Below are 9,094 nucleotides of genomic sequence, written 5' to 3'. Positions count from 1 at the left end.
GGGCGAGGAGGAAGAAGAGCGCGGCGTTGGCGGCGTGGAGGAGGAGGTTGGTGAGGTGGTAGCCGAAGGGGTTCATCCCCCACACGAGGTAGTCCAGGCCGAAGGTCATCCAGGTGAGCGGGATCCAGTGGTAGAGGAGCGTGGTGGTGAACATCCACTGGAGCTGTTTCCACCCGAGGCCGCGGTAGTCCGGATTTTTCACGATGTTCAGGTTGTCGTCCCAGTCGACGAACCCGTTTCGGAGCGCCGGGGCGAAGACGGCGAATGTAACCAGGGCGATGAGGAGGGGGAGCCCGCCGTGGCTGAACAGCACGGTGACCGTCCGCTTCGCCCCTCGGACGAGGGAACCGAGCCTCCCGTACGCGCTCGGCCGGTGAGCGATCACGTTCGTCTCAGGAGCTTGGGGTCGCACGAGGGGCCTCCCGGTTTCCGCCTCCCGGCGGGGTAACCGAGGACGCGGAACCTGCGGCGCTCAAACGAAAGGGGAGGGGTTGTCGCCCCTCCCCTCTCAACCGGCCAGACCCTTTCAGCGAAGCCTACGGAGCCTTTGCGGTGGCACCGTCGCCTGATGCACTAATGGAGAAAGTCCCACTGGCCGCCGTCGTCAACACGTAGGCGGACCAGCCCGAGGGCACCGCCGGGATCGCGTTCATCCACGGACCGGCCGAAATCCCGGCGTTGTCCGATGCGCTCGCGGTGAGAGCTGTCATGCCGGGAGCGTCTGGCATGCTGCCCGTATGGGCGGAGTACGCCTGTACGGCGCCGGCGAGGCTCCGCACGTCCGCCTGGGCCTTGCCCACCCGCGCCCGGGCCTGCATGTTCGCGTAGAGCGGGATGGCGATGGCCGCCAGGATGCCGATGATCGCGACGACGATCATCAGCTCGATGAGGGTAAAGCCGCGCTGGTCACGGGGTCTCAACTTTCGCAACATACACGCCCTCCTCTGTTGGGTCGGCAGACCCTACTTTCCCCGAAAGTATAGCGCCTCTCGACTTGCGAACGGAGCATGTTTCGTGCCAAGAGACCCGCTTTCGACTTGAGCCCGGGCCCGACCAAACTGCTGAAAATTAAAATGTTTCCTAAACAACGTTGGTGGCGGTGCCGGAAGAAGGCGCACCAGGTGACAAATCGTGCTACCCGGACTGACCAGAACTGTCTCCCGAGCTGGCTGCGCCCCTTTCCGTGCCGATCCACTCACGACACGAAGAGGAGGTTCGCGGCGGCCTTCACGGACATGCGCAACAGGAGCCAGCCGTGGGTGAAGCGGCTGATGTTGGTCTGGCCGTACACGCGGGTGTGGTACCGGACCGGCACCTCGACGATCCGGAGGTTCAGCTTCGCGGCCCCGAAGATGAGCTCGTAGTCCCCGAACGGGTCGAAGTCGCCGAAGTAGTGCCGGCCCGTGGCGATGCGGGCGTAGTCCTGCCGCAGGAGCGCCTTGGTCCCGCAGAGCGTGTCCTTGATCGGCTGCCCCAGGATCGAGCTGAGCAGGAGCGCGAAGGCGCGGTTGCCGAGGAGGTTCAGGAAGCGCATGGCGCGCGAGTCCATCGCGTAGACGAGCCGCGAGCCGTTCACGAACTCGCCCTGCCCGGGCGCGAGCAGCTCGTAGAACTGGGGGAGATCCTCCGGGGCCACGCTCAGGTCCGCGTCCAGGATGATGAGCGCGTCGCCGGAGGCGCGGGCGAAGCCGAGGCGGACCGCGTCCGCCTTGCCGATCCCCTCCTGGACGAACACCTTGATGTCGCGGTCGGGATAGGCCGCGGCGACGCGCCGGCACTCCTCGAGCGTGCCGTCGCGCGAGTGGCCCTCCACGAAGATCAGCTCGGTGTGGCTGCCCATGCGGGGCAGGCGCCGGACGAGGGGCTCGATGTTGCCGGCCTCGTTCCGGCACGGCGAGATCACCGAGACGCGGAGCGGGGCAGGCTCGGGCTTCACGCCCACCGGGCGGGCCACGATCCAGTTCGTCAGGCAGAGCCAGCGGAACCCGGGCAGATGCGCCAGGTAGCGGTTCGCCAGCGGCGTCAGCGCGGGAACGCGCTTGGGCAGAAGGATGTGCCCCCGGCGGTGGATCCGCTCGAAGCCGGCCAGATACAGGAGGTTCTCGACGTCCTCGGGCGTCGTCCAGTTGAGGAGCGGCAGGGGAGGCTTGACCCCGAGCCGCTCGGCCAGCGAGATCACCGGCTGCCAGAGCCGGTTGTACCAGCTGATGACGACGCGGGTTCGCGCGTGGCAGGCGCCGCGGAGCCGGCGAAAGACTTCGCGGATATCGTACAGGTAACCGATCAGGTCCGACAGGACGATGTAGTCGAAGCGCTCGCCCGCCAGGTCCAGCTCCTCCGCCGCCATCTGGCGGAACCGGAGATCGGGGTGCTTCTTCGTCGCCAGCCGGACCATCTCCGCCGACAGGTCGATCCCGAGGCCGTCCGAGGGCGAGAGGGCCGCGAGCAGGTCGCCAGTGCCGCAGCCGATCTCGAGCACGCGCGCCCCTGGCGGGATGTAGTACCCGGCCAGCGATCGGACGGCGCGGTGGTACTCGGGGTTTTTCCGCCCCCAGGCGTCGGCCACCGGGGCGAAACGATCGAAGAAGGTCCGGCGGCTCTCCGAGTAGTCGCGATAGTCGGCGGGGGGGCGTCGGAGCGTTTCCGGCGTGGCGGCCGGGTCTCGGAGCCCGGCGGAAAAGAGGCCGGCGGCTTCCGGCTGCATCAGGTGAAACGTCCGGCGGAGAGCGGCGCCTGGCCCCCGACGGTCTTCCGGTACCACTCGATGGTGCGTCGGAGCCCCTCCTCGAAGGGCGTGGTGGCGCGGAAGCCGAACTCCCGCTCCGCCCGGCTCGTGTCCAGAGAGCGGCGGGGCTGGCCGTTCGGCTTCGAGACGTCCCAGGCGATGCGTCCCGTGAATCCGGTGTGGTTCGCGATCAGCGTGACGAGATCCTTGATCGAGATCTCGCGCCCCGACCCGAGGTTCACGGGGTCGGCCCCGTCGTAGCGCTCGGTGGCGAGGGCGATCCCGCGCGCGGCGTCCGCCACGTAGAGGAACTCGCGCGTGGGGCTTCCGTCCCCCCAGACGACGATCTCCCGGACGCCGGCGCGCTGGGCGTCCAGGCACTTCTTGACCAGGGCCGGGATCACGTGGGAGCGGTCCGGGTCGAAGGAGTCCCCGGGCCCGTACAGGTTGGCGGGCAGCAGGTAGATCGCGTTGAAGCCGTACTGCTGCCGGTACGCCCGGGCCTGCACCAGGAGCATCTTCTTCGCGAGCCCGTACGGCGCGTTCGTCTCCTCGGGATAGCCGCCCCAGAGGTCGTCCTCGCTGAACGGGACGGGGGTCGACTTCGGGTAGGCGCAGACCGTCCCGACAGCCACGAACTTCTCGACCCCTGCCTGCCACGCTTCGTGCAGGAGCTGGACTCCCATCAGGAGGTTCTCGTAGAAGAACTCGGCGGGATGCGCCTGGTTCGCCCCGATCCCGCCGACGCGCGCGGCGAGGTGGATGACGACGTGGGGGTCAACTTCCCGGAGGAGACGGCGGATGGCCCCCGGATCGCGGAGGTCGTACTCTGCGCTCCGGGGCACGACGAGGTCCGCCGCGTCGCGCGTCCTCAGCTCGTCAACGACAGAGGAACCCAGGAAACCGGCGCCGCCCGTGACGATGATGCGCTTTCCGCTGAGCCTGCCCATCGCCGGCTGCTACTGGACGATGAAGGTGTGGTTCCGGTATCGGGCCGACCGGGGCTCGTGGATCAGCCCCGACTGGAGCGCGTCCCGCACCTCGCGGATCCCCTCCTCGACGCTGATGCGGACGCGGAAGCCGACCCGCGCCTGGATCTTCCGGCACGAGACCGTTACATCGCGCATGTCGCCGCCGAAGCTCAGGTTGCGCTGCTCGATCGCGACGTCGGCGACCGCCTTGCACACCAGCCCGGCGATCTCCGCCTTGGAGTAATTGCCCTCCTCCGACCCCACGTTGAACACCTGGTTTCTCACGGCCGGGATCGGCGCCTGGAGGAGCAAGCAGAGCGCCTCCACCACGTCACGGACGTGCACGAAGGAGCGCCGGTAGTTGCCCTCGTAGAGGACCAGGCGCCGGTCCGTCAGGGCCTCCAGGACAAACTGGTTCACCAGGAGGTCGAAGCGCGTGCGCGGGGAGACGCCGAAGAGCGTGGTGAAGCGGGGGATGACCGGGGCGCAGCGCGCGGTCCGGCCCCGCTCGAGGAGATACTCCTCGGCCGCGATCTTGGTCCGGGCGTAGAGGGACTGCGGGTAGAGCGGAGAGTCCTCAGTCACGGGCTGGTCGTCCGCCGCGCGGCCGTAGTTGCTGTAGGTGGAGGCGAGGAGGAAGCGCTGAACCCGCCCAGCCTCAGCGGCCTCGAACACCCGGCGGGTCGCCTCCACGTTGAACCGCATGGCTGCCGCCTCGCCGACCTGCTGGCAGGCCGGAAACCCCACGAGCGCCGCCAGGTGCACCACGGCATCGGCGCCGTTCATGGAGCCCGCGAGGTCGCCCGTGCAGACGTCCAGCTTCTCGAAGGCGAACCGCGGGTGCGCGAAGTACGGCAGGATCGAGTCGCCGCCGAAGAGGAGGCAGTCCACGACGGTGACGTGGTGACCGGCATTGAGCAGGACGCCGGTCAGCAGGGATCCGATGTATCCGGCCCCGCCGGTGATCAGGACCTTCATGCGACCTCTCGGTGCATCAGATGCATCAACCCTGCCAGCCGCTGTCGTCCCTCTCCACCGGCCCTCGACCCGTGCGCTCCTTCAAAGACCAGAATACCTGAAAATCGCCGCGTTCCAGCGAGAGAAACTCCCGGGACGACCGACTTCGCTCGCGGTGACCAAATGCGGAAGCCGGGTGACCAAACCTGTCTACCGCGCGTTCGGCGCGGGCCCGTACACTTTGGCGTAGATCTCGCTGAGGGTCCGGGCGGCAGCGGTCTCCACGGGATCGAGCCAGAGGCCGCGCTCAAGCGCCTCGATCGCGCTGACGAGGTCGCCCTGGCCCAAGTGCGCGTAGCCGAGATCGATGTGGGCCCGCGCGGCGAGCGGCGCGTGCGCCACCGCGCGCCTGAGCACGCCCACCGCGTTGGCGTGCCGGTTCGCGGCCAGGTAGGCGCTTCCCATCCGGTGGAGGAGCGCGGCGTTATCGGGCTCGTAGCGCAGGGCCTCCTCGAGCACCGTGACCGCTTCCTGGATCCGCCGTTGCTTGAGGTACGCGGCCCCGAGCCCGTCCAGGATTCCGGTGTCCGTCGGCCTCTCCCGTCGCGCCGCGAGGTAGTGCTCGACGGCCTCCGCGTAGCGTCCCGCCTCCTGGAGGAGCTGGGCGAGCTGCGCCCGGTAGGTGGCCTCCCGAGGCTTGAGGGCGACGGCCTTCGAGGCGAACCCGAGGGCCTTGGCGTGGAGCTGCTGCGCCTGGTAGGCCAGCGCGAGCTGGAAGTACGCCTCCGCGCTTCGGGGATCGCGTCTGAGCGCTGCCTCGAAGCTCTCGACGGCCTTGAGCGGGAGATTCGACGTGAGCTGCACCTTGCCGAGCTCGAGGAGGGAGGGAGTGTGGGCCGGGTCGAGGGCCAGGGCTTTTTCGAACTGGGCGGCCGCCTCAGCGGGAAGGCCCTTTCGGACGTACGCGATGCCGAGGTCGTGTCGGACCCCGGGCGTGTCGAGCCGGCGGAGGGCGTCCGGCGGCAGGAGCGGGAACTCGGAGGTCCTGAAGCCGAGCATGATCCTGAAGTTCAGGGCAGCCGTGTCCAGGTGGAGGCTCCGCGGAGCCGAGAATTCCAGGGGGAGCAGGTCATCGGTGTTCAGGTTGGCGTCCTCCGCGTAGCGCGCGACATCGGGCTCGGTGAGGACGAAGTCGGCGAGGAGAGCGGCGGGCGACCGGAAGCCCGACCGCTCCATGTCCTGGCGGAGGCCGGCGATCGCCTCGTGCGCCGCCTCGATCCGGCCCAGGTCAAGGGGCCGGGGCCGCTCCCGGCCCAGCAGCAGATAGTCGCTCATCCGACGGGTGTGCCAGATGCTGGTCGCCGGGAACGCGGTGCGAAAGGTCTTGACCACCATCTTGAGGTCGGAGGGGAGGAGACCGTATCCCTGGACCCACTGGAGCATGATGCCTTCCGGGTTCAGCCGCCGCCGTGCCAGCTCGTAGAACTCCTGGGAAAAGAGGGCGGCGAGGCCGCCGATCCAGGGGTTCGAGGGCTCGGAGATGATCACGTCGTAGTTCCGGGGAGTGGCGAGGAGGAAGTTCCGGCCATCGCCGAGCACGAGCCGGACTCTCGGGTCGCTCAGGGCTCCGCGGTTTTCGCGCGCGAAGAGCCGGGACGCCCTGACCACCGCGGGCTCGATCTCGACCGCGTCGATGCGCTCCACCGGGTGCTGGGCCACGGCCCCGACGGTGACGCCGCTGCCGAGCCCGATGACCAGTACCGTCTTCGGGTCCGGGTGGAGCAGGAGGGGCAGGTGGCCCGACATGAGCTGGGTGTGCATATCGCCGCCGGTGCTGGCGTCGGTCTTCCCGTTCACTCGGAGGAACATGTGCTCGCCCTGGCGGTGCACGCTCACCGTGGCGCTGAGGCCGTCCTCGTAGAAGAGCAGCTGGTGCTGGGGGAAGGCCCGGGCCAGCTCCACCTTGCCGGCGAATCCCCGGTACGCGCTCGCGTAGACGGAGACGCCGCTCGCCATCACCGTCTGGTTCCAGGGCGGGATCCACAGCACCCCGGCCAGCGTGGCGGCCGTGAGCGCCGCCGAGCCGCCCCACTGCCAGCCGCTGAGGCTCCGGGCTGACCCGATGACGATGGCCCCACCGACGACCAGGTTCAGGAGGGCCGCGGCCTTCACGGCGGCGTGGGCACCGATCGCGGGGATCAGGGCGAAGCCCGCCAGGACTGTTCCCGCGATGGCGCCGAGCGTGTTGAGGGCGTAGAGCCTCCCCACGTCGGAGCCCACCCGGTCCACGCCGCGGGCAACGATCTTCACCGCACAGGGGAAGCTGGCGCCCACGAGGAGCGTGGGGACGATCATCGCGGCGATGCTCAGCACGAGCTGGACGACCAGCACGAACTCGGGCGACAGGGAGACGGTGAAAGCCCGCAGGAGGAGATCCGGTATCTTCTCGAAGGCGGGGAGGGTCAGGAGCGCCGAGAGACCGATCCCCAGCTCGACGAGCGCGAACGCGACCGGGTCGACCCGCCGCTCGCCGCAGAGCTGGGCGAAGAGGGCGCTCCCGAGCGCGACGCCGAGGAGGAAGGCCAGAAGCATCGCGGTGAACGCGTAGGTCGAGCTGCCGATGACGAGGGTGAGCGCCCGGGTCCAGGCGACCTCGTAGATCATGGAGGCGGCGCCGGAGAGGGCCAGGCCGGTCACGGTGAGGCCGATCAGCCCCGAGACGGCGCCGGGCGGCGTCGCGATGGGTAGCGAGACCTGCTCCAGTGACGCCGCCGCTTCGCGCAGGCCCATGGGCCTCAGGCGGCGGAGGTGGCGGTCGTACGCGAGCATCAGGGCGCCGATCCCGATGTTGAGCGTCGCGGCGAGGTAGAGCGTTCCGCGCGCACCGAAGGCGGGGAGGAGGAAGTAGCCCGCGAGAGCGGTCCCGACGACCGCCCCGAAGGTGTTGAGGGCGTAGAGCTGGCCGACCCGCTTGCCCAGGCTTCCTTCGTCGCTGACGAAGAACCGGCTCAGGACCGGGAGCGTCGCGCCCATGAGGGTGGTCGGGACGAGCAGGAGGGAGAAGACCAGGACGAACTGGGCGAGGCTGAAGACGAAAGACGAGAGCTGCAGCGAGCGCGAGAGCGCGAGGTAGAGGGCCTCCACCGAGGGGAGGAGCAGCGGGACCAGCAGGCAGGAGACGCCGATGCCGGCCTCGAGGAGGGCGTAAAGCGCGAGCGGGCGCTGCCGCCGGTCGGCGACCCGTCCGAGGAGGAAGCTGCCGAGGCCGAGACCGGCCATGAACGCCGTGAGGACGGTCGTGACGGCGAAGACGGTGTGACCGAAGAGCAGGCCGAGCATCCGGACCCAGAGGACCTCGTACACCAGGCCGGTGGCGCCGGAGAGGAAAAAGCACGCGAGGACCCCGGCGACGATCTTCCTCAACTCGCGATTCGGGTCGCCCACTCACGCCTCCTGGTCGCTTCCGATGATGCGCGGGGCGCGGCCGTCTTGGTCGCGCCTATTCTGACAGAATTCACGGGCTGAGATGCCGGAGACTGTCCGTCCCGTAATGAGGCGGCCAGGAGAGGCCGCGCCTACCGGGTCGGGCTCGTGTGTATGGATACCCGCGGGAGCGGAACCCGACGCGCAGCCCCAGGACCTGCACGCCCCCCCGGCGCGCCCAGGTCCGTGTCGGAGTAATGCCCTTCGAGCGCGGGCTTCGCCCGCGCAACCGATTCATGGGGGAGGCCTCGGAGGGGGCCCGGGTACCCACGCCGAAGGCGTGGGTGTCCCCCTCCGATTGTCCCAGGTCCGTTACTCCTCCCGGTCGGCCGGCTTCCCGCGGCTGAGCGCGTGTTTCTGCAGCTTGTACCGGAACTGCCTGAAGGTCATCCCGAGCAGCTCGGCGGCGTGCGTCTGGACACCGTTGGTCCGGTCCAGCGCGAGCTGGAGGAGCTTCTTCTCCAGCCGGTCGAGGGTGGCCTCCAGGTTCAGCCCCTCGGGGGGGAGGTCGAGATCGAGGCCCGACGGCGCGCGGGGGAGCGAGAGCGACTCGGGCAGCGAGTCCACGGTCAACCGGTCCCGAGGCCCGAGGACCACGGCCCGCTCGATGACGTTCTCGAGCTCTCGGATGTTCCCGGGCCAGTGGTACTGCTCCAGCATGGCCAGGGCATCCGGGGCCAGGGCTGGCACCTCCCGGCCGAGCTGGGCGGCGAATTTCTGGAGGAAGGAGGTGACCAGGAGCGGGATGTCCTCGCGGCGCTCCCTGAGCGGCGGGAGGTGGATGCGGACCACGTTCAGCCGGTAGAAGAGGTCCTCGCGGAGCCTCCCGTCGGCGACCGCTGCCTCCAGGTCGGTGTTGGAGGCGGCGATGAGGCGCACGTCCACCTTGACGTCCCTGGTGTCCCCGACCCGCCGGATCTCGCGCTACTGGATGGCCCGCAGCAGCTTGACCTGCAGG

The 9,094-nt window shown here is 69.2% G+C and carries 7 protein-coding genes; all 7 read right to left on the bottom strand.

Annotated features, from left to right (window positions below; genetic code table 11):
- A partial coding sequence (locus HY726_13115; protein MBI4609936.1) for a hypothetical protein occupies positions 1 to 412 on the bottom strand: 412 nt, incomplete at its 3' end.
- Positions 413 to 536: 124 nt separating this feature from the next.
- Positions 537 to 932: a prepilin-type N-terminal cleavage/methylation domain-containing protein gene (locus HY726_13110; protein ID MBI4609935.1), complete on the bottom strand. Its 396-nt coding sequence runs from the start codon at positions 930 to 932 to the stop codon at positions 537 to 539.
- 263 nt (positions 933 to 1,195) lie between these two features.
- Positions 1,196 to 2,704 carry a glycosyltransferase gene (locus tag HY726_13105; protein MBI4609934.1) on the bottom strand — a complete coding sequence of 503 codons (1,509 nt, stop codon included), beginning with the start codon at positions 2,702 to 2,704 and terminating at the stop codon, positions 1,196 to 1,198.
- On the bottom strand, positions 2,704 to 3,675 hold the full coding sequence (locus HY726_13100; GenBank protein ID MBI4609933.1) for a GDP-L-fucose synthase: 972 nt from the start codon (positions 3,673 to 3,675) through the stop codon (positions 2,704 to 2,706). Before HY726_13100 ends, HY726_13105 begins: the two co-directional genes overlap by 1 nt.
- A 9-nt stretch (positions 3,676 to 3,684) precedes the next feature.
- Entirely contained in the window at positions 3,685 to 4,674 is a 990-nt protein-coding gene (locus tag HY726_13095) for an NAD(P)-dependent oxidoreductase (protein ID MBI4609932.1), read from the bottom strand.
- A 189-nt stretch (positions 4,675 to 4,863) separates the two neighbouring features.
- Positions 4,864 to 8,097, bottom strand: coding sequence for a fused MFS/spermidine synthase (locus tag HY726_13090; protein ID MBI4609931.1), 3,234 nt, complete (start codon positions 8,095 to 8,097; stop codon positions 4,864 to 4,866).
- Positions 8,098 to 8,448: 351 nt separating this feature from the next.
- Complete coding sequence (locus HY726_13085) at positions 8,449 to 9,021, bottom strand: sigma-54-dependent Fis family transcriptional regulator (GenBank protein MBI4609930.1); 573 nt, start codon at positions 9,019 to 9,021, stop codon at positions 8,449 to 8,451.
- Positions 9,022 to 9,094 lie beyond the last annotated feature (73 nt).

The sequence above is a fragment of the Candidatus Rokuibacteriota bacterium genome (assembly GCA_016209385.1).
GTDB lineage: Bacteria > Methylomirabilota > Methylomirabilia > Rokubacteriales > CSP1-6 > JACQWB01.
This window is presented reverse-complemented; position numbering and strand designations above follow the sequence as displayed.

Bases quoted from the DNA above. Each gene is read 5' to 3' on its own strand.
- HY726_13110 (MBI4609935.1), bottom strand. From the start codon at position 932: ATGTTGCGAAAGTTGAGACCCCGTGACCAGCGCGGCTTTACCCTCATC.
- HY726_13105 (MBI4609934.1), bottom strand. From the start codon at position 2,704: ATGCAGCCGGAAGCCGCCGGCCTCTTTTCCGCCGGGCTCCGAGACCCG.
- HY726_13100 (MBI4609933.1), bottom strand. From the start codon at position 3,675: ATGGGCAGGCTCAGCGGAAAGCGCATCATCGTCACGGGCGGCGCCGGT.
- HY726_13095 (MBI4609932.1), bottom strand. From the start codon at position 4,674: ATGAAGGTCCTGATCACCGGCGGGGCCGGATACATCGGATCCCTGCTG.